The organism is Pseudomonas lalkuanensis, from assembly GCF_008807375.1.
Lineage (GTDB): Bacteria > Pseudomonadota > Gammaproteobacteria > Pseudomonadales > Pseudomonadaceae > Metapseudomonas > Metapseudomonas lalkuanensis.
Map to the genome: position 1 here is coordinate 3309439 of NZ_CP043311.1, position 22560 is coordinate 3331998.

30 protein-coding genes and 1 tRNA gene are annotated in these 22560 nt (G+C 61.1%); 28 read left to right on the forward strand and 3 right to left on the reverse strand.

Annotated elements, in window-relative coordinates:
* Window positions 1–7 precede the first annotated feature (7 nt).
* The 13 genes from FXN65_RS15405 (at window position 8) to FXN65_RS15465 (ending at window position 11570) form a co-directional block, all read left to right on the forward strand.
* Window positions 8–790 (forward strand): phage tail protein, encoded by a 783-nt coding sequence (locus tag FXN65_RS15405; protein WP_151134018.1) that lies wholly within the window; start codon window positions 8–10, stop codon window positions 788–790.
* Between the two features lie 305 nt (window positions 791–1095).
* A complete protein-coding gene (locus FXN65_RS15410; protein ID WP_151134019.1) occupies window positions 1096–1890 on the forward strand; it encodes a hypothetical protein in 795 nt (264 codons plus the stop codon).
* Between the two features lie 116 nt (window positions 1891–2006).
* Window positions 2007–3176: a phage tail sheath protein gene (locus tag FXN65_RS15415; RefSeq protein WP_151134020.1), complete on the forward strand. Its 1170-nt coding sequence runs from the start codon at window positions 2007–2009 to the stop codon at window positions 3174–3176.
* Window positions 3177–3252: 76 nt separating this feature from the next.
* Window positions 3253–3768: a phage major tail tube protein gene (locus FXN65_RS15420; protein WP_151134021.1), complete on the forward strand. Its 516-nt coding sequence runs from the start codon at window positions 3253–3255 to the stop codon at window positions 3766–3768.
* An 18-nt stretch (window positions 3769–3786) separates the two neighbouring features.
* Window positions 3787–4095, forward strand: coding sequence for a phage tail assembly protein (locus FXN65_RS15425; protein ID WP_151134022.1), 309 nt, complete (start codon window positions 3787–3789; stop codon window positions 4093–4095).
* A gap of 8 nt (window positions 4096–4103) precedes the next feature.
* The gene (locus tag FXN65_RS15430; protein WP_151134023.1) at window positions 4104–4223 is read left to right on the forward strand and encodes a GpE family phage tail protein; all 120 of its coding nucleotides are present in this window, start codon (window positions 4104–4106) and stop codon (window positions 4221–4223) included.
* Complete coding sequence (locus FXN65_RS15435) at window positions 4213–6756, forward strand: phage tail tape measure protein (RefSeq protein WP_151134024.1); 2544 nt, start codon at window positions 4213–4215, stop codon at window positions 6754–6756. The genes FXN65_RS15430 and FXN65_RS15435 overlap by 11 nt, the downstream gene beginning before the upstream one ends.
* A 5-nt stretch (window positions 6757–6761) precedes the next feature.
* Entirely contained in the window at window positions 6762–7193 is a 432-nt protein-coding gene (locus FXN65_RS15440) for a phage tail protein (RefSeq protein WP_151134025.1), read from the forward strand.
* Complete coding sequence (locus FXN65_RS15445) at window positions 7190–8212, forward strand: phage late control D family protein (protein ID WP_151134026.1); 1023 nt, start codon at window positions 7190–7192, stop codon at window positions 8210–8212. Before FXN65_RS15440 ends, FXN65_RS15445 begins: the two co-directional genes overlap by 4 nt.
* Window positions 8213–8305: 93 nt before the next feature.
* The gene (locus tag FXN65_RS15450; protein ID WP_244620677.1) at window positions 8306–8581 is read left to right on the forward strand and encodes a type II toxin-antitoxin system HigB family toxin; all 276 of its coding nucleotides are present in this window, start codon (window positions 8306–8308) and stop codon (window positions 8579–8581) included.
* Complete coding sequence (locus FXN65_RS15455; protein ID WP_151134028.1) at window positions 8578–9054, forward strand: helix-turn-helix domain-containing protein; 477 nt, start codon at window positions 8578–8580, stop codon at window positions 9052–9054. Before FXN65_RS15450 ends, FXN65_RS15455 begins: the two co-directional genes overlap by 4 nt.
* A 137-nt stretch (window positions 9055–9191) precedes the next feature.
* A complete protein-coding gene (locus FXN65_RS15460; RefSeq protein ID WP_151134029.1) occupies window positions 9192–10358 on the forward strand; it encodes a PDDEXK-like family protein in 1167 nt (388 codons plus the stop codon).
* Between the two features lie 171 nt (window positions 10359–10529).
* Window positions 10530–11570 (forward strand): hypothetical protein, encoded by a 1041-nt coding sequence (locus FXN65_RS15465; protein ID WP_151134030.1) that lies wholly within the window; start codon window positions 10530–10532, stop codon window positions 11568–11570.
* Between the two features lie 260 nt (window positions 11571–11830).
* Here the strand turns inward: FXN65_RS15465 and FXN65_RS15470 are convergent, their stop codons facing one another.
* Both FXN65_RS15470 and FXN65_RS15475 read right to left on the reverse strand, forming a co-directional pair.
* On the reverse strand, window positions 11831–12550 hold the full coding sequence (locus FXN65_RS15470) for a hypothetical protein (RefSeq protein ID WP_151134031.1): 720 nt from the start codon (window positions 12548–12550) through the stop codon (window positions 11831–11833).
* A gap of 74 nt (window positions 12551–12624) precedes the next feature.
* Window positions 12625–12930 carry a transcriptional regulator gene (locus FXN65_RS15475; RefSeq protein ID WP_151134032.1) on the reverse strand — a complete coding sequence of 102 codons (306 nt, stop codon included), beginning with the start codon at window positions 12928–12930 and terminating at the stop codon, window positions 12625–12627.
* 126 nt (window positions 12931–13056) lie between these two features.
* Here FXN65_RS15475 and FXN65_RS15480 point away from each other — a divergent pair, with 126 nt between their 5' ends.
* The 9 genes from FXN65_RS15480 to FXN65_RS15520 all read left to right on the forward strand — a co-directional run bounded on the left by FXN65_RS15480 (window position 13057) and on the right by FXN65_RS15520 (window position 19036).
* Window positions 13057–13284: a DNA-binding protein gene (locus FXN65_RS15480; protein ID WP_151134033.1), complete on the forward strand. Its 228-nt coding sequence runs from the start codon at window positions 13057–13059 to the stop codon at window positions 13282–13284.
* 12 nt (window positions 13285–13296) lie between these two features.
* Entirely contained in the window at window positions 13297–13485 is a 189-nt protein-coding gene (locus FXN65_RS15485; RefSeq protein WP_151134034.1) for a hypothetical protein, read from the forward strand.
* A 28-nt stretch (window positions 13486–13513) separates the two neighbouring features.
* The gene (locus FXN65_RS15490; protein WP_151134035.1) at window positions 13514–13696 is read left to right on the forward strand and encodes a hypothetical protein; all 183 of its coding nucleotides are present in this window, start codon (window positions 13514–13516) and stop codon (window positions 13694–13696) included.
* Between the two features lie 51 nt (window positions 13697–13747).
* Entirely contained in the window at window positions 13748–14017 is a 270-nt protein-coding gene (locus FXN65_RS15495; protein ID WP_151134036.1) for a hypothetical protein, read from the forward strand.
* Between the two features lie 4 nt (window positions 14018–14021).
* Entirely contained in the window at window positions 14022–14309 is a 288-nt protein-coding gene (locus FXN65_RS15500) for an ogr/Delta-like zinc finger family protein (protein WP_151134037.1), read from the forward strand.
* A 2-nt stretch (window positions 14310–14311) separates the two neighbouring features.
* Window positions 14312–14674: a hypothetical protein gene (locus tag FXN65_RS15505; protein ID WP_151134038.1), complete on the forward strand. Its 363-nt coding sequence runs from the start codon at window positions 14312–14314 to the stop codon at window positions 14672–14674.
* A 63-nt stretch (window positions 14675–14737) separates the two neighbouring features.
* On the forward strand, window positions 14738–14980 hold the full coding sequence (locus tag FXN65_RS15510) for a hypothetical protein (protein WP_151134039.1): 243 nt from the start codon (window positions 14738–14740) through the stop codon (window positions 14978–14980).
* The gene (locus tag FXN65_RS15515; RefSeq protein WP_151134040.1) at window positions 14977–17778 is read left to right on the forward strand and encodes a toprim domain-containing protein; all 2802 of its coding nucleotides are present in this window, start codon (window positions 14977–14979) and stop codon (window positions 17776–17778) included. The genes FXN65_RS15510 and FXN65_RS15515 overlap by 4 nt, the downstream gene beginning before the upstream one ends.
* A 91-nt stretch (window positions 17779–17869) precedes the next feature.
* Window positions 17870–19036 carry an Arm DNA-binding domain-containing protein gene (locus FXN65_RS15520; RefSeq protein ID WP_151134041.1) on the forward strand — a complete coding sequence of 389 codons (1167 nt, stop codon included), beginning with the start codon at window positions 17870–17872 and terminating at the stop codon, window positions 19034–19036.
* A gap of 122 nt (window positions 19037–19158) precedes the next feature.
* Here FXN65_RS15520 and FXN65_RS15525 read toward each other — a convergent pair.
* Window positions 19159–19248, reverse strand: a tRNA-Ser gene (locus FXN65_RS15525).
* 127 nt (window positions 19249–19375) lie between these two features.
* Between FXN65_RS15525 and FXN65_RS15530 the strand changes: the two genes are divergently transcribed.
* The 6 genes from FXN65_RS15530 to FXN65_RS15555 all read left to right on the forward strand — a co-directional run bounded on the left by FXN65_RS15530 (window position 19376) and on the right by FXN65_RS15555 (window position 22522).
* A complete protein-coding gene (locus FXN65_RS15530) occupies window positions 19376–20044 on the forward strand; it encodes a Bax inhibitor-1/YccA family protein (RefSeq protein ID WP_151134042.1) in 669 nt (222 codons plus the stop codon).
* Between the two features lie 113 nt (window positions 20045–20157).
* On the forward strand, window positions 20158–20550 hold the full coding sequence (gene tusD / locus FXN65_RS15535; RefSeq protein WP_151134043.1) for a sulfurtransferase complex subunit TusD: 393 nt from the start codon (window positions 20158–20160) through the stop codon (window positions 20548–20550).
* Window position 20551: 1 nt separating this feature from the next.
* Window positions 20552–20908 (forward strand): sulfurtransferase complex subunit TusC, encoded by a 357-nt coding sequence (tusC, locus tag FXN65_RS15540; RefSeq protein WP_151134044.1) that lies wholly within the window; start codon window positions 20552–20554, stop codon window positions 20906–20908.
* Window positions 20908–21210 carry a sulfurtransferase complex subunit TusB gene (gene tusB, locus FXN65_RS15545; protein ID WP_151134045.1) on the forward strand — a complete coding sequence of 101 codons (303 nt, stop codon included), beginning with the start codon at window positions 20908–20910 and terminating at the stop codon, window positions 21208–21210. Before tusC ends, tusB begins: the two co-directional genes overlap by 1 nt.
* The gene (locus FXN65_RS15550) at window positions 21207–21542 is read left to right on the forward strand and encodes a TusE/DsrC/DsvC family sulfur relay protein (RefSeq protein WP_151134046.1); all 336 of its coding nucleotides are present in this window, start codon (window positions 21207–21209) and stop codon (window positions 21540–21542) included. The genes tusB and FXN65_RS15550 overlap by 4 nt, the downstream gene beginning before the upstream one ends.
* Entirely contained in the window at window positions 21539–22522 is a 984-nt protein-coding gene (locus tag FXN65_RS15555) for a glycosyl transferase family protein (protein WP_151134047.1), read from the forward strand. Before FXN65_RS15550 ends, FXN65_RS15555 begins: the two co-directional genes overlap by 4 nt.
* Window positions 22523–22560 lie beyond the last annotated feature (38 nt).

Below are 22560 nucleotides of genomic sequence, written 5' to 3' on the forward strand. Positions count from 1 at the left end.
GCCCGCCATGCTCAATGCCCCGCTCATCTACCACGCCCACGCCATCACCGGCGAATACCTCGGCCCCGGTGAAGCCGACCCGGACCCGATGGACGACGAGAACTGGCTGATACCCGCCCACGCCTATCTGGACGCGCCGCCGAACGCCCGCAAAGGCGAGACAGTCATCCGCACCGAAACCGGCTGGGAGCGCGTACCGGATTTTCGCGGCACCCTCTACCGCACTGAGGACGGCGCGCCCGTGGAGCACGACCAGGTCGGCCCGCTCCCCGAAGGGCTCACCCAGCGCCCGCGCCCCGGCCCGGACCATCGCTGGGCAGGCAACCGCTGGATCCTCGACAAGAAGCTCCAGGAGCAGAACCTGCAAGCACTTGCTGACAGCCTCTACCGAGAGATCGACCACGCTGCCGACACGGCCCGCCAGGCGCTGGTCGGCGACCCGCTGCGCTCGCTGGAGTACCAGCGCGCGGCCAGCGAAGCAGCCGCGTTCAAGGCTGCCGGCTACCAGGACGAGGTGCCGCCCATGGTCGCAGCGTGGGCGATTGGCGAGCGCACGGCGCAACAGGCCGCCGACGAGATCCTGCAGGAGGGCGAACGCCTGGATGCCGCCCTCGCGCGGCTACGCACGCTGCGCCTGCAGGCCAAGGAGCGGGTCCGCGCGGAATTCGCGGCAGGCAACGCAAGCACGGCCGAGCAACTGGCAACCGAAGGCATCGACGCTCTTCGCGAAAGCACGGCAGAGGCCGGCAGCCCCGGATTCCTCCTCTACACTCATTCCGCGGACGGATAGCCGAGATCAGCCAATTATTCGGATGTTAAGGAATGACACACTTCTATCAATGCCAAACAGGGCACTGGTGCGCCAGTGACGAAAAGATAGCCGAGTCGGAGTGGGAGAAAGCCCGGTGCTCCCAGTGCAATCAGAAGATCATCAAGTCCCCTCCGACCGCAGCGCCTCCGAACCTCGCAATGATGCCCGTAGTCAAGATCATCGAACCTACGGCGCCCCCATCGTTCACGCCTGGACCAATAACGGTCGGAGCAACATCTTCGTCATCACCGCCTCCACTCGGGCCGTTGGTGCCGGTGCCCTTCATGCCGGTGGCGTTCGCGCCCGCCGTCGACGAATTCAAAGAGCAGGACCGGGCACTCACCCTGCAACATAAAATAGTCCTGCAAGAAAGCGACTCGCAGGAACAGCTCTATGAGCCCCTGGCCACTAAAGGCTTCACCTTCCTGGCCAGGGACCTGAACTTCAGGGCCTACAAAAAGGGGGACATCAGCGATCCGGAAGCGACGATACCGGAGCCTGGTGTTCTAGGGCTCAATTCATACACCACGAGGTTGGTGAGCTCGGCAAGGCGTGGCATAGGTCGTCTGGAACTCGTGGTCCAGGACGGCTATTTTCGGGTAGGCCTCGTCACCTACCCTGACTATTTCGCCTTCAAGAATTCAGTCCTGTACGCCATCGAACTCAAAACACCGAAAGAATCAACGTTCAAGGCGTACATGTCCGATTCCTTCTGGACGGACAGGAAATTTGACAATAGAAGCATCGTTGACGAAATGAAGTACCGCATTGAGAAACTGCCAAAAGACAAGGTCATGCACGTACTGCTGTTTGACCTACGAAACATGACGAGAACCACCGCGGCAAGCGCCCTTGAGGACCTCAGCAACAGCGTTAGCCTTAACCTGCGGCGCAAAGACTGGTTTACGTCCCATATAAACTCCGTCATGTTTTTCGACGGCAAGCTCTCCAAACTCATCTCAATGACTGAAATTCTCGCTGGCGAGACCAGCAAAGGTGAGCAGCAGAATCTCGGCTCGTTCTTTACCAGGAAACCGCCGCCCTCCTCCAGTACGCAGCCGCCCCCCACCGGAATGTAAACCGACGGGTTCCCAGCCCGCCCTGTAGCCCCGCCTGCTACAAGCCCCGCCACTCGCCCTCAGCCCGCGCGCGGGGCAGCCTGCATGCATCTCTCCCGCCGCCATGCAGGCCCACCATGTCCGACTACCACCACGGCGTCCGTGTCGTCGAAATCAACGAAGGCACCCGCCCCATCCGCACCCTTTCCACGGCTGTTGTCGGCATGGCCTGCACCAGCGCCGACGCGGACGACCAGGTCTTCCCCTTCAACACCCCGGTACTGCTCACCGACGTGCTCGCCGCCAGCGGCAAGGCCGGCGACAAGGGCACCCTGGCCGCCAGCCTCGATGCCATCGCCGACAATGCCAGCCCGCTCACCGTCGTGGTTCGCGTGCCTGAAGGCGCCTCCCCCGAGGAAACCAGCAGCAACCTCATCGGCACGGTCGCGCCCAACGGGCAATACACCGGACTCAAGGCCCTGCTGGCCGCCCGCAGCCGCCTCGGCGTGACCCCGCGCATTCTTGCCTGCCCGGGGCTGGACAGCCTGCAGGTGACCGCCGAGTTGGCCGTCATGGCCGAGAAGTTGCGCGCCTTCGCCTATGCCAGCGCCTGGGACTGCCAGACCAAGGAAGAAGCCGTGGCCTACCGCGACAACTTCGGCGCCCGCGAGCTGATGCTGATCTGGCCCGACTTCCTCACCTGGGACACCACTGCGAAAGCCTCGACCAAGGCCGCAGCCACCGCCCGCGCCCTGGGCCTGCGCGCCAAGCTCGACCAGCAGATCGGCTGGCACAAATCGCTCTCCAACATCCCCGTCCAGGGCGTCACCGGCATCAGCCAGGACGTGTTCTGGGACCTGCAAAACCCCAACACCGACGCCGGCTACCTCAACGCCAACGAAGTCACCACGCTGATCCGCCAGGACGGCTTCCGCTTCTGGGGTTCGCGCACCTGCAGCGCAGATCCGCTGTTCGCCTTCGAGAACTACACCCGCACCGCCCAGGTGCTGGCCGACACCATGGCCGAGGCGCACTTCTGGGCCATCGACAAACCCATGCACCCGAGCCTGGTCCGCGACATCGTCGAAGGCATCAACGCCAAGTTCCGCGAACTCGCTGGCCAGGGCTACATCATCGACGGCCAGTGCTGGTACGACGCCGGCGCCAACGACGCCACCACCCTCAAGGCCGGCCGCCTCTTCCTGGACTACGACTACACCCCCGTACCGCCCCTGGAAGACCTCACCCTGCGCCAGCGCATCACCGACCGCTACCTGCTCGACTTCGCCTCGCGCATCTCCGCCTAAAGCTCCCCTCTCCCTCTGGGAGAGGGGCCGGGGGTGAGGGAAATCTCCCCCCGCTCAATGTATTCAGGAGGCCCTGATGGCCCTGCCCAAAAAGCTCAAGCACATGAACCTCTTCAACGACGGCAACAGCTACATGGGCGTAGCCAAGACCGTCACCCTGCCCAAGCTGGCCCGCAAGCTCGAAGCCTGGCGTGGCGCCGGCATGGACGGCCCGGTCAAGGCCGACCTCGGCATGAGCGACGACGGCATCCAGCTGGACTGGACCCTCGGCGGCTGGGACCTGCTGCCCCTGCGCCAGTTCGGCATGGTCGGCGCCAGCGGCGTGCAGCTGCGCTGGGCCGGCTCCGTGCAGCGCGACGACAGCGGCCAGGTCAGCGCCGTGGAAATCGTTGTGCGTGGCCGCCACGAGGAAATCGACTTCGGCGACGCCGAACCCGGCGAAGACACCGAACACAAGATCACCACCACCTGCAGCTACTACAAGCTGGTGGTGGACGGCCGCACCGAGATCGAAATCGACCTCTTGAACTTCACCCTCATCGTCGACGGCCGCGACCTGCTCGCCGAGCACCGCCGCGCTATCGGCCTGTAACCTTCCAAGGAGCGCCCCATGGCCAAGAAGCCCACCGCCGACAACGTCGTCACCCTCGACCAGCCGATCAAACGCGGCGACACCGAGATCCAGGAAATCACCCTGCGCAAACCCAACGCCGGCGAGCTGCGCGGCCTGCACCTGGCCGACCTGCTGCAGCTGGATGTCACCGCCCTCATCAAGCTGCTGCCGCGCATCAGCACGCCCACCCTCAATGAATACGAAGCCACCACCATGGACCCGGCCGACCTGCTCGCCTGCGGCACCAAGGTCGCCGGTTTTTTGCTGCAGAAGCAGGCGAAGGCGGACGCCTCCCTGCTCGCGTAGAAGACGCCATGGCGGATCTCGCCGTGGTCTTCCACTGGGCGCCGGCGCACATGGACGGCCTCGGCCTCGAGGAGCTGATGGACTGGCGCGAGCGCGCCCGGGTAAGGGTGGAAACCGATGGCAAGTGACGTACTCAAGCTCCAGGTCCTGCTTTCGGCCCTGGACCGTGCCAGCGGCCCGTTGCGCAAGATCAGCCAAGGCAGCGGCGCCACCGCACGTAGCCTAAAAGCTGCCCGCGACCAGCTGAAAAGCCTCAACCAGACGCAGCGCGACGTCAGCGCTTATCGGGAACAGCACAAGGCCGTGCGCGAAACCGCCGAGCGCCTGGCCAAGCTGCAGAACCGGCTGGCCGACTACAAGCACCAGCTCAAGGGCATGGACGCTCCCTCGGCCAGGTTCCAGCGTACCTTTCGCGAAACTAGCGCCGAGGTCGAACGCCTGCGCCAAAAGCACAGCAGCCAGCGCGAAGAACTTCGCCGCCTGGTCGCCGGCTTCAACTCTGCCGGCATCAGCACCCGCAACCTCGGCAGCTTCGAGCGCAGCCTGTCAGGCGATATCGAGCGCGCCAACGCCGCCATCAAGACCCAGACCGAACGCATGCGCCGCCTCAGCGCCCAGCAGGAGCGCCTGCGCAGAAGCCGAGCCGCCTACAGCCAGGGCGTGCAAAACACCGCTGCCCTGGCCGGCACCGGCATGGCCGCCCGCGCCACCGGCCTGTACACCGGCCGCGGCCTGCAGACCATGCTCGGCGTGGGCTATGAGTTCGACGCCACCATGTCGGCCACCCAGGCCGTGACCCGCCTGCAGGACAAGAACGGGCCAGAGATGCAGGCCCTGCGCGAGCAGGCCCGCACCCTGCCCCTGTCCAGCAAGTTCACTGATAGCGAAGTCGCCCAAGGCCAGTACTTCCTCGGCCGCACCGGCTACAACCCGCAGCAAATCCTCGGCGCCATGCCCGGCATGCTCAACCTCGCCGCCGCCGGCGACATGGACCTCGGCACCACCGCTGACATCGCCTCCAACATCCAGATGGCCATGGGTATTCCGGCAGAGGAAATGAACAAGGTCGCCGACGTGCTGACGGCCGCCTTCACCCGCAACAACGTCGACATCCAGATGCTCGGCGAGTCCCTCAAGTACTCCGCCGGCGTGGGGCGCGAATATGGCCAGAGCCTGGAAACCGTCACCGCCGCCACCGCCCTGCTCGGCAACGCCGGCGTCCAGGGCAGCATGGCCGGTACCTCCATGCGCTCCGTCCTCACCCGCCTAGGCAACTCCAAGGAGGTCGCCAAGCTGGGCGTGGCCACCTCCGATGAAAACGGCAACATGCGCGACCTGCTCGACATCCTTGCGGACATCCACGAGAAGACCAAGGACATGGGCAACATCCAACGCGGCGCCATCTACAAATCCATCGCCGGTCAGTACGCAGTCACCAGCTTCGGCACCCTGATGCGTGCCGTCGAGAGTGGCCAGTTCCAGGGCATGCGCGGCAACCTCGACAACTCCGACGGCGAAGCCGCCCAGGTCGCCCGCACCCAGCTGGACAACCTCAAGGGCGACATGACCATGCTGCATGCGGCCCTGGAGAACATCTCCGTCGAGCTCTTCGACAAGAACAACCCCTGGCTGCGCGAGCTGGCCCAGGACCTCAGTGGCTTGCTGCACCAGGTCGGCGAATTCCTCAAGCAGAACCCGGCGCTCAGCAAGGCCATCGTCATCACCATCGCCGGCTTCTCCCTGTTCATGGCCACCCTCGGCAGCCTCGCCATCGGCATTGCCGGCATCCTCGGCCCGATGATCGCCATGCGCTTCCTGTTCGCCCAGGTCGGCATCCGCCTGCCCAACCTCATTAGCCTGCTCTGGAGCCTGGGCAAAACGGTGATCCCTTTCGTGGGCCGCGCCCTGCTGATCCTCAGCCGCGCGCTGATGCTCAACCCCATTGGTCTCGCCATCACCGCCATCGCCCTTGGCGCCTACCTCATCTACCGCCACTGGGACCGCGTAGGCCCCTACTTCCGCAGCCTCTGGCAGGAAGTGAAAGACGGCTTCAGCGCGGGTCTTGCCGGCATCCTGAAACTGGCGGTCGACTTCAGCCCACTGGGCCTGTTCTACCGCGCCTTCGCCGGCGTGATGGGCTACCTGGGCGTGGAGCTGCCGGCCAAGTTCACCGACTTCGGCCGCATGATCCTGCAGGGCCTGGCCAAGGGCATCACCAGCGCCCTGGGCAGCGTGAAAAGCGCCATCACTGGCGCTGGTGAGTCTGCCATCGGCTGGTTCAAGGCCAAGCTCGGCATACACAGCCCCTCCCGCGTATTCGCCGCCTTAGGCCAAGACACCATGGCTGGCCTCGCCCGGGGCCTGGCCGCCGGCGAGCAAGGTCCGTTGGCCCAGTTGGGGGATCTCGCCAAGCGCATGACCGGCATCGGCGCCCTCACGCTCGGCATGGCCGGCAGCGCGATCGCCATCGACCACCGCCCGCCGCTCGCCGCCGGCGTCCAGCCAGTGCAGATCGACAGCCACGACAGCATCCAGATCATCATCCAGCCCGCCCCGGGCACGGACGCCCAGGCCATTGCACGCGCCGTAGCCCAGGAGCTGGACAAGCGCGAGCGCGCCAAGCACATCCGCGCACGCAGCGCGCTATTCGACAGGGAGTAACCGCCATGATGATGGCCTTGGGCATGTTCGTATTCGGCCTGCCCACCCTCGCCTACCAGGAACTCCAACGCCAGACCGACTGGCGCCACCCCAGCACCTCCCGAGTGGGCGCCCCGCCGGCACGGCAGTTCCTGGGCCGGGGCGACGATCAGATCACCCTGCCCGGCGTGCTGGTACCGGAACTCTGCGGCGCCTTGCTCAGCCTCGACACCCTGCGCGTGATGGCCGACACCGGCAAAGCCTGGCCTCTGGTGGAAGGCACCGGCCGCATCTACGGCCTCTGGGTCATCGAAAGCCTGAGCGAGACCCGCACCCTCTTCTTCCAGGACGGCGCCGCCCGCCGCATTGAGTTCAGCCTGCACCTGCAGCGCGTGGACGAAAGCCGCATCGACCAGCTCGGCAGCGCCCTGGAAACCCTCGGGAACATCCTGCGATGACCTACCCCAAGCCCATCTACCGCCTCACCGTGAACGGCCGCGACATCACCTTTGAGGTCACCGCCCGCCTCATCAGCCTCACCCTCACCGACAACCGCGGCCCCGAGGCAGACACGCTCGACATCGAGCTCAGCGACCACGACGGCCTGCTCGCCATCCCACCACGCGGCGCCACCCTGCAGGTGTGGCTCGGCTGGAGCGATACCGGATTGGTGGACAAAGGCACCTTCACCGTCGACGAAACCGAACACAGCGGCCCACCAGACACCCTCAGCATCCGCGCCCGCAGCGCCGACATGCGCGGCCCTCTCGTCAAAAAGCGCGAACGCAGCTGGCACGACACCACCCTCGGCAACATCCTCCGCACCCTCGCCCAGGAACACGACCTGGAGCCCGCTATCAGTCCCCAACTCGCCCAAGTCGAAATCCCCCACCTCGACCAAACCGACGAGAGCGACCTCAACCTCATCACCCGCCTCGGCCAGGAACACGACGCCGTGGCCACCATCAAACACGGCCGCCTGCTCTTCATGCCCATCGGCCAGGGAGAAAGCGCCAGCGGAAAGGAACTACCCGTCGTCACCATCGCCCGCGCAGAGGGCGACCAGCACCGCTTTCTACAGGCAGATCGGGACGCGTACAGCGGCGTGCGGGCGTACTACTACGACGTGAATGGCTCCGAGCGGCTGGAGGCGATCATTGGTGACGAAGACAACGCCAAGATCCTGCGACACACCTACGCCAATCGATCCAGCGCCCTGCGCGCCGCCCGCTCCGAATGGGGTCGCATTCAGCGCGGTAGCAGCACCCTGAGCCTCAACCTGGCACGTGGCAGGCCAGACCTGAGTCCGGAGTGGCGTTATCGGGTGCAGGGGATCAAGGCGCAGATTGGCAAGACGAAGTGGCTGGGGGAGCAAGTGGTGCATCGGTTGGGTGATGGGGGCATGAAGACCGCACTGGAACTCGAAAACAACCGACATACCCCCATAGAGTCGAGCCCTCCAAAGTTGACAATTTAGCAACCTCGCCCTAAGGTTGCTAAAACATCAACAAGGACGGACATGCACGTTTTCAAGAAGAAGGCTTTCACTGATGCATGTGAGCAGTACCCCGTGAAAGCAACGAGCATCATGGAAATCTTCAAGGTCCTGGACAAGTCCACCGCCCGCACCCCGCTGGAGCTCAAGGCGACCTTGTCATCACTGGACAATTTCACCCCTCGACATGGCTGGTGGGTGATCGATATAGGCGGCAACGAACTGCGCCTGATCGCGGCCATCGATTTCGAGAAGCAACGGATTTTCGTCAAACACATCTTCAACCACGCCGAGTACGACAAGGCCAACAAGTGGTACCGAAGCCCCAAGAACACAGGAGTCATGCCATGAGCGCCGTCGCCATCGACCACGCCCCGACTGCCGGCATCCACGAACTGGCGGAGCACCTCAAGAAATTCCAGCGCAGCCTCGAGCGCGCCGGCGGCACCATCATCCAGACCATCACCAGCGAAGCCGAGTACGACCGCGCCCTGGCACTGCTGGACGAACTCACCGAAGTAGCCGAGCAAACCCCGCAAACCGAGCGTCTGGTCGACCAGCTCTGCCTGGCCATCAAACGCTATGAGGACACCGCCCCCCAGTTCGCCGAGTTCAATGCCGGCGTGGCGGCCATCACCGGCGTGCAGATGCTGAAGTTCCTGATGGCTCAGAACCACCTCACTGGTTCTGACCTGCCAGAGATCGGCGACAAGACCGTGGTATCGCGCACCCTCAATGGCAAGCGCACCCTCAGCAGCGCGGACATCCAGGCGCTGTCGAAGCGCTTCCATGTAGAGCCGAGCGTGTTCTTTCCACTGGCCTGAGCCCTCCCCCCTCTGTCACAAGCCCAACGTGGTGCTTGTGGCAGGGTCCCAGCGCCAACATCAAAAAGCCATTACATCACCACAGGTTTTGCCTGATACTCCGGGCCAGTAACCGGCCCCCATCAGGACAATCCTTCATGGACGATTTTCTGCAAACCGTGGCCCTGCTGCGCGCGAAACACCATCGCCCGGCAGGCTTCAACCTCTTCTCAGTACTCCGCAGTTCAAGCGACGAGGTCAATCTGCACTCGCGCTTTCTCGCCTTCCTGCTGAACCCCAAGGCCTCGCATAACTGCGGTGCCGAGCTGCTCCAGCACTTCCTGAGCACGATGGAAATCGAGGGGTTCGACGTCACCAACGCGACGGTGCAGACCGAGTACCAGAACATCGACGTCCTGATCCGCAACCCTGCCGGCCAGGCCATCATCATCGAGAACAAGATCTACGCAGGCGACCAACCCGAGCAGCTCGCACGCTACTACCAGCGCATGGTGAACGAGGGCTGCAAGCAGATCTGGACGCTTTACCTGACGCTGAATGGCCGTGAGCCCGAGGAACACAGCGGCCAGGATCTCGACGTGCTGCAGGCCAGCTACGAGACCCACATCATCGACTGGCTAACCCTCTGCATCCAATCCGTGGCTCGTGAGGCCGGAGTGCGCGAGAGCGTGTTCCAGTACATCGACCTGCTCCGGAAACTCACCCACACCGACCAAGGCAGCATCTACATGGAAGAACTCAAGAGCGCGATTCTCAAGGACGAAAACATCTTCCTGATTGCCGACATCAATCGCGCGTTCAAGCGGGTGGTCATCGACTTCCACACCAGACTCTGGGAATCCATCGCAGCCTACCAGGCAAAACATTTCCCAGAGATGGGCACGCCAAGGGTTACAGCAGACAAGGACGCAGTGAAGAAGTACCACACCGGCTCCAGGAACAACCGCAAGATCGGCCTTTACTACGACTTCGGTGTGATCGGCGGTGGCATCAAGGTCTTGGTGGATCACAACCTGTACCTGGGCTACTACTGCGACGCCAAGCAGCACCCACAGCAACACCAGAAACTGCTTTCGCTGACAGGGCTGGGCACGGGCAACAACGAACCGGGCAAACTCTTCTGGAAGTACCCGTCCCCCAAGCTGAATCTTCACGACCTGAGCAATGAAGACCTGGCCATTATCATCAGCTCCGAGGCGACTCAGGCACTGGTGAAGTCTATCGTCGAAGACGCATACCGACTCTGGAAAGCGGCGACCTCGGTAGTTGTTGAAGGCCCCGTGACGGGAGGCAATGCGGAGTAGCTTCCTCCCCAGGAGGTTACCGCGACTGACAAAGCAACTCGGTAGCCACCGAGCTCAGAAAAAATAAATCCGCTCCCACTTTTCCACTCGCCAATTTGCCAATTTGCCAATTTGCCAATTTTTCTACCTTACACATTCTCTCCAACAACGCACCTCAGAAGATCAAATCTTATGTACAACCTAAGTGACGCCACAATAGAAAGCTTGATCAGCAAATTAACAACAATCCACAACAGCAGTGAAACAGACGAAAAAACCAAATTTCTTTCCAGCCAGATTTTGGAGGCAATCAAAACAGAACACAATCACCCAGTTATGAAGGTCTCAGAGGACTTTATAAGTAAAGAGTCCATAAAAGACCACCAAGGGAAAATCCTAGAAATTCTACAGTCAGACCTTCAATCTGAATCAGTCGCCAATCTTCATCTAATTCTTGCCCGAACGTATCGCGAGGCCGCGCTCCGAGGCGGGCACATTTTCAACAATTTCAAAATTGTAACTTACTACCTAAAGCACGAAGATAGCGATACAGAACAAGAAAAAGTAGATGAAATACGCTTCGAGATCGCAAACAAGATAATTAGCGAAGACAATATCGAGGCAATCAAAACAATCAACGACCACAACAAAAACATAGAATCATGGAGTGACCGCCTAGCAGAATGGGGAAAAAAAGCAGCGGAGCTAGAAAAATCACTGAGAATTTCTGCATCAAACGCAAATTTTCTAATTCTTTCAGAATCATTTTCTGAAATGCTAAAAGCGAAAACAACAGAAAAATACTACAGCTTCATATCCATGATATTACTTGGAGCCCTTGCAATATCAATTCCTATCTGGCAGTTACTGCACCCCAATGAATCCATCGCCAGCGCAGCTGTAACTAATGGATTTGACATCTCCCTAGCAACCAAAATCTCAATGACAATAATCCTAGAAGCATTGACACTTTATTTCTTCAGAATCGCCTTACACCAATGGAATTCAATAAAATCACAAATCATCCAACTAGAACTAAGAAAGTCTCTCTGCCAGTTCATAATCAATTACTCAGAATTCGCCCAATCCGCAAACAAAGACTCACTTGGAAAATTTGAAAACTTAATATTCAGCGAAATAACAAGAGACCCTACAAACACTCCCAATGTATTCGACGCCGCAGAGTCCATTTCAAAGGTAATATCAAACCTTAAAAGCCAGCCTTCAAAATAATCTTCATATAGAGCAACAGCGCGCGGAGGGCGGATCATCACACACTGGAGACATGCTCAAGCCGCGCGAGCTTTTATATGCTCAGAACGACAGAATAACCATCGCTCCGAAGCGATCTTCTGAGCCCTTACCAAGACCATATTAAATCTGCCTTCAAGGGGTTCCGGTGAAGGCTTTTGAGTGACTTCAGTTGCAGCCCTCAAGCTATGGGAACAAGAAAATAGATCTGCACCTTCCTCGCGCCCTCTTCCCTTAAATATTCAAATAAGAGCAACTACGGCAAGAGAAAATGAAAGCCCAGACAAAATCACAGGAAGAACAAAATCGGAAAACCAGCGCTCAAATATGACAACATACACAATAGAGAAAAACCTGGACGAAACCGAAACAAAAATTGAAGGAGAAATCTCAATGTCGAAATCACCCGAGAAACTAAAATGCTTCATATCTACAGTATAACGACAAACATACGTAATGGCCGCAGTAAATCCAAGCCTATCCCTAATAACATCTTTTAGCTTTTCTCGCTCAAACTCCGTCATTCCATCATTAACACCAAATGCATATAAATATTCCGGCCTCGGCTCCCACCGCCAATATACTTTTGCCACAGGTTGCCGCGGAAGATTATTAGGCTCTGGAAATGCTCCCTTTTCCTTTACCATTCGCACAATCTTTTTTTTGGAGCCACGCACACTCATTTTGTAAGCAATGACATCGCGAATAGAGAGATAGCGATTAACCATCACATCAGATGGAGACTCAACCATCTGAATAAACCGCGCAAACTTATAAACTAGAAAAACGATCAAAACCAGCCAAACATCTTTATGCCCAGGAACCGTTTGCACCTCAGTTCCAAATAAATTTATAGATTCAATCTTGTCATGAAAAACATAAAAAATCAGCATGCCACATGCAATTAACAACAGGCTCTTGCGCGCCTTTGAGAACTCATCATCCTCAAACATTTCAGACATTTATATTCACCATTTTACATTAATAAAACACTCAGCACCCAACTCAAGAGGATCTGCATTCAGGTGCTTCTTCGTCAGTAACTCCCTGTCTCGCTTCTCAAGCTCACCGATTGCGCAAGCGCATCAGTAAGCCGCCGAACTGATGCCTTATCCTCCTCTGGCAGCGCGCGATAGTTAGCCAGGACCCTCGACTCCGCAGGAGAAAGTTCGTCCGCCGAACTTATGTCCCGCGCACCCGAAAGCACGTACATGATGTCAACCCCAACCGCAGCGACCGCGACTAGATAAGCAGCATCAGGGTTTCGCTCCCCTTTCTCATAACTGCCCTGCGTATTTCGGTTGACCCCACCTATCTGACCGAGCTCTTCCTGCTTAAGCATCAGACGCTTACGTTCATCCCGTAGGCGATTTCCCAAAGTGTCGTTTTCCAAACTTCACCCATTCTAAAGCACGAAAAATTGTGCGTTCATTCGAGCCGTGAACACGAATAAACACGGTTACTGACTATGCCCACGCTGCTTTCACCCGAGCAAGCCCGTGCGGTTCTGGACCGCAAGGGCATGAGCCTCGCCCAGTTCGCCCGCCTACATGGCCTGAACAAGAACCTGGTCAGCGACCTGCTGAACGGGCGAAAGAAAGGCCAACGCGGCGAAGCCCATCGCGCCGCCGTTCTGCTCGGCATCAAGGAAGGCGAAAGCGCCTCCCCCTCCTCGCCCACACCGGCCAACCAGTAAGGGACGACTGCCATGTACCCAGACCCTCGCCGCGTCCGCGACAACCGCGTTGTGCTGCGCTTCGACGACTACGAGCACGACCTGATCAAGGCGCTGGCCAACTACAAGGGCGAGCAGCTCGCCACCCTGCTGCGCGAGATGGTGATGCGCGAAGCCACAGCGGTGCTGAACAGCGCCAGCATCCTCCAGGCCCGCGCCTGAGAGCAGGCCCACACGAGCAGCCGAAGAGATGCCAGACCAAACCCTCACCTTCACCCCTGATCAATTGGAGCTCCTGGAACAGGTTCGCCAGCAGCAGGGGCTGGAGAGCATTCAGCAGGTGGCCGAGTGGCTGGCCAAGCAGGCGTTGCGCAAGCACGCCGATCGAGCACCAGGGCGTGGCCGGGCGCTGGTCCTGGTGCAACAGAAGTAACCAGGGGCCGACTGGCGGCCCTGCAGTTCAACCATCCATAGGGGGTGTTTCATGGACGCACATCACGACCCGATCCCACACCAAGGGAACGACATCCGGATCGAAATCAGCGGTGGTATGGGCATGGCACAGGACACGATGCTGTTGCTCATCGCCCATTGCCTCAACCAAGCCGGGTTCGACACCCAGTGCGTCGACAACGGCGTGCCGATGGACCTGCCTCCCGAGTTTGTCGCCCGTTGGGGTAAAGACCTGCTGATGCGAAATCCGCTGCGTGAGCGGGTCACTCTGACGATTCATAGCGATGCAGTGGCCAGTTGAACCCATGAGCACCTACAAGCTCGTTTGCCCCCACTGCCACAGCCGCATGCGTATTCGCACCAGCGAAGGCACGCACATCTTCCTGCGGGTTGCCTACCTGCAGTGCCGCAACGAGAGTTGCGGCTGGAGCGTGCGGGCGCAGTTTGAAATGACCCACGAGCTCAGCCCCAGCGGCATGGCCAACCCGGCCGTGCAGCTTCCCCTTGCGGACAGGGCATTGCGCGTAGCCGCGATGATGTCCGCCACCAAGACCGACCAATTGGATCTGTTGGATTCCCTACTGGAGGCTTAGTCATGACCATGGATACCCTCGACTACCGCACCAGCATGCAGGTCGCCGCCCTCGCCTATCTGCGCCGGCACAAGGAGCACTACCTGGGCGATGCAGACCTGCTGTACGCCAACTGCGTGCATCACCTCTGCACCGCGCTGGAGGTGCCGCTGTTTCTGGCGCAGCAACTCAGTCAGCGGGCCTGGAACGAGTTCCGCCAATGGCAGGAACCGCAATGGCTGGGCATCGACTGGGCCGCCGAGCCGGATGCCACAGTGGCCTACCTGATCGACTACCGAAACAACCTGCGCTTCCCCATCCCGCTGCGCCTCCTGCCCCAGCGCCTGCTGGACCAACGCCCCGCCACTCTCACTCAACACACCTGAGCCCATTCCGCCCGCCCATTGCCATGGGTTTGGGTGAGCTACGCCCAGCGCAAGGAGATCCGCATGACCCACACCGTCAATCTGCACCTGGAGCTCACACCCAAGCAGGTGCGCGCCTATCACCGCTTTCTGGTGGCGCAGTACGAGCATTCAATTCAGTTGCAGTGGTTTGCTGATCGCTACCGCACGGTGCCGGCGGCAATACGCACCCGTCGCATCCTGGATGACTACCCGGCCCTGGCCGCCCTCTCCCGCACGCTGCAGGCGGCACGCGAGGCAGTTCGCGATCTGGAGCTGCAACGATGAGAGACGCACTGCGCGGTGAGCTTCTGCAGCGCCTGCAGGTGGATTACGGCCTGCAGGCGATCAAGGGCACGCTGTACCTGCGCAAGGGCACCTGCCCGGCCTGCGGGAAACGGGAGCTCTACTGCCGGTCAGATGCCCCCTGGACGGTGCACTGCGGCCGCGAGAGCAAGTGCGGCCAGCAGTGGCATGTGAAGGAGCTGTACGAGGACTTGTTCGACGACTGGAGCGACCGGGTACCGGCGACGGACCAGCAACCCAACGCCACCGCCCGCGCCTACCTGGAGTTCGCCCGGGGCTTTCACCTGGAGCTGATCGAGGGCTGGTTCAGCCAGGAGAATTTCTGGTCCCGCGAGCTGGGCGAAGGCTCGGCCACGGTGCGCTTCGCCCTGGAGAAAGGCGGCTATTGGGAACGGCTGATCGACCGGCCCCACCGCTTCGGCAAGCAGAAGGCACGCTTCAAGCCCGGGGCCAGCTACAAGGGCGTGTGGTGGTGCCCGCCGTGCGTGGATCTGTTCGAGGTGAAGGAGCTCTGGATTGTCGAGGGCATCTTCGACGCCATCGCCCTGCTCCACCACGGCATCGCGGCGGTGGCGGCGCTGTCGTCCAACGCCTTTCCGGAAGAGTCCCTCAAGGCCCTGGCACGCAATCGCGGCGGCAAGCTGCCGAAGCTGGTGTGGGCGCTGGACAACGAGCCCGGGGCGCACCGCTACACGAAGAAGTGGGTGCGGCAGGCCCGCGAGTTGGGCTATGCCTGCGACGCCGCGCAAGTCCCGCAGCCCGACAGTCGCAAGCTGGACTGGAATGACCTGCACCAGCGCTGGAGCTTCGAGAGCGACGAGGAGAAACGTGCCGACCTGCGCCACCGCGCCCTCGAGGAGGCCCGCCACTTTGGCGCCCTGCTGCTGGCCGAGACGGCCTCGGAAAAGGCGCTGCTGATGTACGAATGGCGCGAGCGGCAGGAATTCCACTTTGGCTTCGGGCAGCGCCTGTACTGGTTCAAGCTGGACCTGGAGAAGTTCAACAAGGCCGTCCAGGCGCTGGAGAGCAGCGACCATCACGACGACCAACTCCTCAACAATCGCCAGATGCGCGAGAAAGCACTGCGCCAGTCCGGCTGCGTGACCGAGATCGCCAACTGCTACCCGGAAGCACTGTACTTCCAGCGCAACGAGATCACGGACGAGTCCTGGTACTACTTCCGCGTGGACTTCCCCCACGACGGACCGAGCGTGAAGAACACTTTCACCGGCGCCCAGGTAGCAGCGGCCAGCGAGTTCAAGAAGCGCCTGCTGAGCATGGCCGCCGGCGCGGTGTTCACCGGCAGCGGCCAGCAGCTGGACAAGATAATGAAGGACCAGCTCTACGGCCTGAAAACCGTGGAGACCATCGACTACGTGGGCTACAGCAAGGAGCACGGCTGCTATGTGTTCGGCGACGTGGCCGTGCGCAATGGCGTCGTGAACCAGGTAAACGCGGAGGACTTCTTCGAGTTCGGCAAGCTGCGCCTGAAGAGCTTGCAGAAATCCATCGTCATCCGCCCGGAGCGGGATTCGAAACGCTACGACGAGGAGTGGCTACGGCTGCTCTGGACCTGCTTCGGTGCCCAGGGGCTGGTCGGGCTGACCTTCTTCTTCACCTCGCTGTTCGCGGAGCAGATCCGCGGACGATGGCAGTCCTTCCCTTTCCTGGAGATGACGGGCGAGCCAGGCGCCGGCAAATCCACCCTGCTCATGTTCCTCTGGAAGCTGCTGGGCCGCGCCGGTTACGAGGGTTTCGACCCGTCCAAATCCTCCGTGGCCGGGCGCTCCCGCCTGATGGGCCAGGTCGCCGGCATGCCGGTGGTGCTGATCGAGGCCGACCGCAACGAGCCGGACCGGCTGCACCTGAAGTCCTTCGACTGGGACGAGCTGAAGGACTTCTACGGCGGCGGCACGCTGCGAACCCGGGGCATGAAGACCGCCGGCAACGAAACCTATGAGCCACCCTTTCGCGGCACCATCGTCATCAGCCAGAACGCCCCTGTCAGCGCCTCGGAAGCGATCCTCACCCGTATCTGCAAGCTGCACTTCGTGCGCCCCACGGCAACCGACGAGAGCATTGCGGCAGCAGACAACCTCAACGCCCTGGACGGCGATCAGCTGAGCCACTTCCTGCTGCGCGCGGTGAAGCACGAGGCCCAGGTGCTGGAACGCTTCGCCGAGTGCCTGCAGGAGCACGACGCCCGCCTGCGGCACATGCACACGCGCTGTTTTGCCTGCGGCCAGCCCTTCGCCAATGCGGATGAAAACGCCGCCTGTAGCCACTGCGGCAACCGGCTACGAGGGCAAATCCGCATCGAGCGGATCATCAAGAACCACGCCCAGCTCCTGGCCAGCCTGGATTGTCTGCGTCTGGTGGTGAAGCTGAGCGAGCACCAGGTCAACCAGACCCGCCTTTGCCTTGCGGCCATGGCCCTGGAGCGCCAGTCCGCCGTCAGCGCCGATCACCCGGCGGTGGCGGAGTTCTGGGAGGTGTTCGAGTACCTGGAGTCCCTGGACGACGGCCCAGTGGTGAACCACAGCAAGAACCCGAAACTGATCGCCATCAACCTCAACGAATTCGTCCAGCGCGCCAGCGAGCACCGTCAGCAGCTGGCCGACGTCGGCACCCTGCGCGAGGTGCTGCGCAACAGCCAGTCGCGCAAGTTCCTCGGCGCCAGCAAGGCAGTGGACAGCGCCGTGCGCAGCCACCATGCCCTGCGCAACCCGATGTCAGCGCGGCCGGGGACGGTGAAGTGCTGGACGTTCAGCTCGCTCTAGCGCTGTATTCAGCAGGAGCTGACAGCATCCACCAGCCAGTTGGGCTACCAATGGCTTCCCGACTTACGCGCAGCAGAGGATTGAGAGTGTTATGTCAGCGGGCGTCGAGGTTCGCGGCAACAGTATCCGCATCTACTTCCGATACGAGGGCGAGCTTTGCCGGGAGCCAATTCCCGGCGCTGCCACACCAGCAAACATTGCCAACGCCGAGCGCATAGTCGGTGTCATTCAGTACGAGATCGAGGCCGGAACGTTCAGCTATGCCCGGCACTTCCCGGATTCGACCAGGATCCAGACCAACACCTTTGGCCACTACATCGACCTCTGGCTGGGCATCAAGCGCAACCAGATGGCTGCCTCGGGCATCCGCAGTCACGAGAGCCGGATCGAGCACCATGTTCGGCCACGCTGGGGCCACGTCCACGCCGACCAGATCGACCATCTGGACCTGCAGGTGTGGATCCAGGGCACGCTGATGCCAAAGCTGCATAACAAGACGGTGCGCGAGATTCTGAGCATCGTCCGGCAGGTCTTCCGTCTCTATCGCACCAGGAACAGATCAGCGCACGACCCAACAGACGGCATCGTGGTATCGCTGCCGGACTCGGACGACCCCGATCCTTTCACCAGGGAGGAGATCGATCTGATTCTTAGCACGGACTCAGATCGCGCCCAGGAGCTGAACCTTGCGCAGTTCATGATCTGGACGGGGCCGAGGGTTTCGGAGGCCATCTCTCTTGCTTGGGAGGACGTGGACCTGGTCGCCGGCACCGTCCTGTTCCGGCGCGCCAGGGTGCGGAGCAAGTACAAGGTCACCAAGACGCGCCGATCGACACGAGAAGTTCGTCTGCTGGCCCCTGCGCTCCGGGCGCTTCAAGCCCAGGAGAAACTGACAGGTAACCTGAAACCGGTAGAGATTGAGGTGACGGAGCGGGACAACCGGACAATCCGGCGACAGAAGGTGCGGTTTGTCTTCCACAACGGCGGTACCGGCCAGCCCTACTCGACTTCGGACAACCTGCGTAATGGCTGGTGGAAGATTCACCTGAAGAAGGCCGGCGTGCGCTACCGCGGGCCGAACCAGTGCCGGCACACCTTCGCCAGCCAGATCCTCAGCAGCAGTGTGGCCTCACCCGAGTGGATCGCCGACCAGCTGGGGCACAGCTCCACGGCCATGGTCTTCAAGCACTACGCCAAATTCATCAGCAAGGACGGCCCCGACATCGTGGGCATGCTGAACCGCGCGCTGGACCTCTGAAACGACACTGGGGGCCTCTCTGTCGAGAAGGCCCCCAGTGGTCTATTGTTCCCAAAGTGTTCCCAAAACGCTCCCATTTGGCGTTTTCAGGAATATTTTTCCTTTGAAATCAATGAGTTAGATGGCGGAGGCGGTGAGATTCGAACTCACGGAAGAGTCTCCCCTTCGGCGGTTTTCAAGACCGCTGCCTTAAACCACTCGGCCACACCTCCGCTTGCGCGGGGCGCCATACTACCGGAACGCAACACGCTGTCAAACTCTTGCAATTGGCGGCTTCAGAGCCTCTGTTAATATCCAGAACTGACCAAGGTCACGGAAACCATTTTCGGGAGTGTCGCGATGAACGAACAGAACTATGCCCTCAACCCTGCGCAGGCGGAGCAGCTGGAAGTCAGCCGCGTCCTTCGCAATACCTACGGGCTCCTGGCCCTGACGCTGGCGTTCAGCGGCCTGGTCGCCTACGTCGCACAGCAGATGCGCGTGCCCTACCCCAGCATCTTCGTCGTACTGATCGGTTTCTACGGACTGTTCTTCCTGACCGTGAAGCTGCGCGATTCTGCCTGGGGCCTGGTATCCACCTTCGCCCTGACGGGCTTCATGGGCTACACCCTGGGCCCGATCCTCAACATGTACCTCGGCATGCCCAACGGCGGCGAGGTGGTGAGCTCGGCCTTCGCCATGACCGCCCTGGTATTCTTCGGTCTGTCCGCTTACGTGCTGACCACCCGCAAGGACATGAGCTTCCTTGGCGGCTTCATCACCGCGGGCTTCTTCGTGCTGATCGGCGCCATGCTGGTCAGCCTCTTCTTCAACATCAGCGGTCTGCAGTTGGCGATCAGCGCCGGCTTCGTGGTGTTCTCGTCGGTCTGCATCCTCTTCCAGACTAGCGCCATCATCCATGGCGGCGAGCGCAACTACATCATGGCCACCATCAGCCTGTACGTATCCATCTACAACCTGTTCATCAGCCTGCTGCAACTGGTTGGCGTATTCAGCAGCGACGATTGATCGCCAACCGCTCCTCGGACTAGCCCGCTTCGGCGGGCTTTTTTCTGTCCGGACGGGCAAAAGAATGCGTCTGGCCGTATCATTCCAGCAGTTTTCCATTCGCCCGAGCGACCATGAAATTCGCCATTGCCCTGTTCGCCCCACCCCACGCGCCTTCCTCCCGTCGCGCCCTGCGCTTTGCGGAAGCGTGCCTGGCCGGCGGCCATGAAATTGTCCGCCTGTTCTTCTATCAGGACGGCGTACACAGCGCCTCCGTCAATGTCGTCGCCCCTCAGGACGAGCCGAACCTCTCCGCGGAATGGAGTGATTTCGTGCACAAGCACAAGCTGGACGGCGTCGTCTGCATCGCCGCGGCGTTGCGCCGCGGCGTGTTGAATCAGGAAGAGGCACGACGCTACGAGCGCCCGGCCGCCAACCTGGCCGAGGGCTGGGAGCTTTCCGGTCTGGGCCAGTTGCACGAAGCGGCGCAGATGGCCGATCGACTGGTCAGCTTTGGAGGCAATTGAGATGAAGTCCATGCTGATCATCAGCCGCCAGGGTCCGTGGAGCGGTCCGGGCGCCCGCGAGGCCCTGGATATTGCCCTCGCCGGCGGCGCCTTCGATCTACCCCTTGGCTTGCTGTTCCTGGATGACGGCGTGTTCCAGCTCGTCGCCAACCAGCACCCAACTTCGCTTGAGCAAAAGGACCTGACCGCCAACCTCCAGGCCCTGCCGCTGTTTGGCGTGGAGTCGCTCTACGCCTCTGCACGCAGCCTGCAGGAGCGTGGACTGGAAGGCGCTACCCTGAAACTCGCGGTGGAAGTTCTCGACGACAGCGCCCTGACTGCCCTTATCGACCGCTACGACCAGGTGCTCACTCTCTGATGGCCACGCTGCATATCCTTTCCCACTCCCCGTTCACCGACAGCCGCCTCGGTAGCTGCCTTCGACTGCTGGGACCCGATGATGGCCTGCTGCTCAGCGGCGAAGCGGTCTACGCCCTGCAGCCAGGCAGCGTGGCCCGTCAGGCCCTGGAACTGATGCCCGAATCGATTGCCTTGCACGCGCTTGCCGAAGACCTCGAGGCCCGTGCACTGACTGACCTGCCCTCGCGCCTGAGCGCAGTGGACTACCCGGCGTTCGTCGAGCTGTGCTGCCGCTACGACAAGGTGAACAGCTGGATATGAGCGAACTTCTGATCGACGGCCGCAGCATCCCGCTGGACAAGGATGGCTACCTCCAGGAACTGGCCGACTGGAGCCCGGCGGTCGCCACCGCGCTGGCGGTGCGCGAAGAGCTGGAGTTGCAGCCTGAACACTGGGAAATCCTTGAGCTGCTTCGCGGCTTCTATGCCGAATTCCAGCTCTCCCCGGCCAACCGCCCGCTGGTCAAATACGTGGCGCAGAAGCTCGGCCCTGACAAGGGTAACAGCCTGCACCTGAACCGCCTGTTCAAGGGCGCACCGGCCAAGCTTGCTGCCAAGCTCGCCGGACTGCCGAAGCCGACCAATTGCCTATGAATCTCGTCACACCACCTGAACATCCCTTCGCCCAGTTCGTACGGATACTCGGTAAAGGCAAGCGCGGCGCCCGCAATATGACCCGCGAGGAAGCGCGCGAAGCCATGGGCATGCTTCTGGACGGCGAAGTGGAGGACACCCAGCTTGGTGCCTTCCTCATGTTGCTGCGCCACAAGGAAGAGAACGCCGAGGAACTGGCCGGTTTCACCGAAGCGTTCCGGCAGCGCAACCAGGCGCCGGCCATCGCCGTCGACCTGGACTGGCCAAGCTACGCCGGCAAGAAGCGCCACCTGCCCTGGTACCTGCTGGCCGCGAAGGCCCTGGCCGACAGCGGCATACGCATCCTGCTGCACGGCGGCGGCGCCCATACCGCCGGGCGGCTCTACAGCGAGCAACTGCTGGAGCTGCTGGATATTCCCCTGTGCCAGAACTGGGAACAGGTCGCCACTGCTCTCGACGAGCGCCAACTGGCCTTCATTCCCCTGGGAGCCTGGGCGCCGCAACTGCAGCGAATGATCGACCTGCGCAACACCCTAGGCCTGCGCTCTCCCATCCACTCCCTGGCACGCATCCTCAATCCGCTCAGCGCCCGCTGTGGCCTGCAGAGCATCTTCCATCCCGGCTACCAGGCGGAACACCGCGAGGCCAGCAGGCTCCTGGGTGACCACGCTATCGTCATCAAGGGCGAAGGCGGCGAGATCGAAGCCAACCCTGACGCCGCCTGCCATCTCTATGGCACGACCGACGGTGAAGCGTGGGATGAAGAATGGCCCGCACTTTCCCCCTTGCGTCATGTGAAGCCGGAAAGCCTCGATGCCACCCAACTCGTCCGCGTCTGGCGCGGTGAATGCGAGGATGAATACGGCCGACTGGCGATTCGAACCACTCTCGCCCTGGCCTTGCGCGGACTCGGCACGGAGCGCGAGCAGGCCTTTGCAGAAGCAGAGCGCATCTGGGAAGCACGCAACTCATCGAACTGATCGATAATCAGAACCACCAAATTACGCTTTTCCATCGA

Excerpts from the sequence above, each read along its gene's own strand:
- FXN65_RS15405 (WP_151134018.1), top strand. The coding sequence starts at position 8 with ATGCTCAATGCCCCGCTCATCTACCACGCCCACGCCATCACCGGCGAA.
- FXN65_RS15410 (WP_151134019.1), top strand. The coding sequence starts at position 1,096 with ATGCCGGTGGCGTTCGCGCCCGCCGTCGACGAATTCAAAGAGCAGGAC.
- FXN65_RS15415 (WP_151134020.1), top strand. The coding sequence starts at position 2,007 with ATGTCCGACTACCACCACGGCGTCCGTGTCGTCGAAATCAACGAAGGC.
- FXN65_RS15420 (WP_151134021.1), top strand. The coding sequence starts at position 3,253 with ATGGCCCTGCCCAAAAAGCTCAAGCACATGAACCTCTTCAACGACGGC.
- FXN65_RS15425 (WP_151134022.1), top strand. The coding sequence starts at position 3,787 with ATGGCCAAGAAGCCCACCGCCGACAACGTCGTCACCCTCGACCAGCCG.
- FXN65_RS15430 (WP_151134023.1), top strand. The coding sequence starts at position 4,104 with ATGGCGGATCTCGCCGTGGTCTTCCACTGGGCGCCGGCGCACATGGAC.
- FXN65_RS15435 (WP_151134024.1), top strand. The coding sequence starts at position 4,213 with ATGGCAAGTGACGTACTCAAGCTCCAGGTCCTGCTTTCGGCCCTGGAC.
- FXN65_RS15440 (WP_151134025.1), top strand. The coding sequence starts at position 6,762 with ATGATGATGGCCTTGGGCATGTTCGTATTCGGCCTGCCCACCCTCGCC.
- FXN65_RS15445 (WP_151134026.1), top strand. The coding sequence starts at position 7,190 with ATGACCTACCCCAAGCCCATCTACCGCCTCACCGTGAACGGCCGCGAC.
- FXN65_RS15455 (WP_151134028.1), top strand. The coding sequence starts at position 8,578 with ATGAGCGCCGTCGCCATCGACCACGCCCCGACTGCCGGCATCCACGAA.
- FXN65_RS15460 (WP_151134029.1), top strand. The coding sequence starts at position 9,192 with ATGGACGATTTTCTGCAAACCGTGGCCCTGCTGCGCGCGAAACACCAT.
- FXN65_RS15465 (WP_151134030.1), top strand. The coding sequence starts at position 10,530 with ATGTACAACCTAAGTGACGCCACAATAGAAAGCTTGATCAGCAAATTA.
- FXN65_RS15470 (WP_151134031.1), bottom strand. The coding sequence starts at position 12,550 with ATGTCTGAAATGTTTGAGGATGATGAGTTCTCAAAGGCGCGCAAGAGC.
- FXN65_RS15475 (WP_151134032.1), bottom strand. The coding sequence starts at position 12,930 with ATGCTTAAGCAGGAAGAGCTCGGTCAGATAGGTGGGGTCAACCGAAAT.
- FXN65_RS15480 (WP_151134033.1), top strand. The coding sequence starts at position 13,057 with ATGCCCACGCTGCTTTCACCCGAGCAAGCCCGTGCGGTTCTGGACCGC.
- FXN65_RS15485 (WP_151134034.1), top strand. The coding sequence starts at position 13,297 with ATGTACCCAGACCCTCGCCGCGTCCGCGACAACCGCGTTGTGCTGCGC.
- FXN65_RS15490 (WP_151134035.1), top strand. The coding sequence starts at position 13,514 with ATGCCAGACCAAACCCTCACCTTCACCCCTGATCAATTGGAGCTCCTG.
- FXN65_RS15495 (WP_151134036.1), top strand. The coding sequence starts at position 13,748 with ATGGACGCACATCACGACCCGATCCCACACCAAGGGAACGACATCCGG.
- FXN65_RS15500 (WP_151134037.1), top strand. The coding sequence starts at position 14,022 with ATGAGCACCTACAAGCTCGTTTGCCCCCACTGCCACAGCCGCATGCGT.
- FXN65_RS15505 (WP_151134038.1), top strand. The coding sequence starts at position 14,312 with ATGACCATGGATACCCTCGACTACCGCACCAGCATGCAGGTCGCCGCC.
- FXN65_RS15510 (WP_151134039.1), top strand. The coding sequence starts at position 14,738 with ATGACCCACACCGTCAATCTGCACCTGGAGCTCACACCCAAGCAGGTG.
- FXN65_RS15515 (WP_151134040.1), top strand. The coding sequence starts at position 14,977 with ATGAGAGACGCACTGCGCGGTGAGCTTCTGCAGCGCCTGCAGGTGGAT.
- FXN65_RS15520 (WP_151134041.1), top strand. The coding sequence starts at position 17,870 with ATGTCAGCGGGCGTCGAGGTTCGCGGCAACAGTATCCGCATCTACTTC.
- FXN65_RS15530 (WP_151134042.1), top strand. The coding sequence starts at position 19,376 with ATGAACGAACAGAACTATGCCCTCAACCCTGCGCAGGCGGAGCAGCTG.
- tusD (WP_151134043.1), top strand. The coding sequence starts at position 20,158 with ATGAAATTCGCCATTGCCCTGTTCGCCCCACCCCACGCGCCTTCCTCC.
- tusC (WP_151134044.1), top strand. The coding sequence starts at position 20,552 with ATGAAGTCCATGCTGATCATCAGCCGCCAGGGTCCGTGGAGCGGTCCG.
- tusB (WP_151134045.1), top strand. The coding sequence starts at position 20,908 with ATGGCCACGCTGCATATCCTTTCCCACTCCCCGTTCACCGACAGCCGC.
- FXN65_RS15550 (WP_151134046.1), top strand. The coding sequence starts at position 21,207 with ATGAGCGAACTTCTGATCGACGGCCGCAGCATCCCGCTGGACAAGGAT.
- FXN65_RS15555 (WP_151134047.1), top strand. The coding sequence starts at position 21,539 with ATGAATCTCGTCACACCACCTGAACATCCCTTCGCCCAGTTCGTACGG.